Raw genomic sequence first — 705 nt, 5'->3', positions numbered from 1 at the left:
GGGATGCCGAGGTCCATGGTGAGGCGGTCGCCCTCGGGGGTCTCGGCGGGCAGCGAGCCGAAGCCGACGACCGGGTCGCCGGTGACCTCGGTGACGCGGGGCTCGATGTCCTGCCAGTCACCGTCCCTGAGCCGGAACAGTCCGCCCCCGCCGACGCCGAAGAAGACACGGGTACGGCACTCCGGGTCGGCCGGCAGCAGCAGGCAGCGCAGGGTGGCGGAGTACTCCTCCGGCTCGATGCCCTGCTCGGCGGCGCTGGCGCGGAGTTTGCCGAGGCTGCGGTCGGTGAGACGGTGCAGGCCCGACTTCAGATCACCGCGCCTCGCCGCCCGGATGTCCTCCGCGAGCCGGGCATGGCTGCGGCCGACGGCCCGGCCGATCCAGTGGCAGGCCTCGGCGGCGGCACGGTGGGCTCCGGGCGTGGCGCGGGCGCCGGTGGCCATGGCGACGAGGATCAGCGCGTTCTCGGCGGTGCCGAAGCGGGCGGTGAGCAACGAGTCGCGGCGCGGTTCGCCCCGGTACCGCGCGGAGTCCCCCCGGACGGAGACGGCCCGCAGGGTGCAGGCCCCGTACCGGGCACCGTCGAGCACGGTGTCGGCGACCAGATCATCGAGATCGTCCGGATCGGCGACCGGCAACGCGGTGGGCTCGGCCTCGTAGGTGGGCGGCCCGGAGCCGACGTAGTCGAGATGGTCGGCGGGGGGC

1 protein-coding gene is annotated in these 705 nt (G+C 74.9%); it reads right to left on the bottom strand.

From position 1 onward, the window contains the following. A partial coding sequence (locus tag GRC12_RS44865; protein WP_244374729.1) for a protein phosphatase 2C domain-containing protein occupies nucleotides 1-705 on the bottom strand: 705 nt, incomplete at both ends.

Source organism: Streptomyces griseorubiginosus (genome assembly GCF_017614965.1).
GTDB lineage: Bacteria > Actinomycetota > Actinomycetes > Streptomycetales > Streptomycetaceae > Streptomyces > Streptomyces griseorubiginosus_B.
The sequence above is the reverse complement of the archived record's forward strand: the minus strand, read 5'-3'. Positions and strand labels throughout refer to the sequence as shown.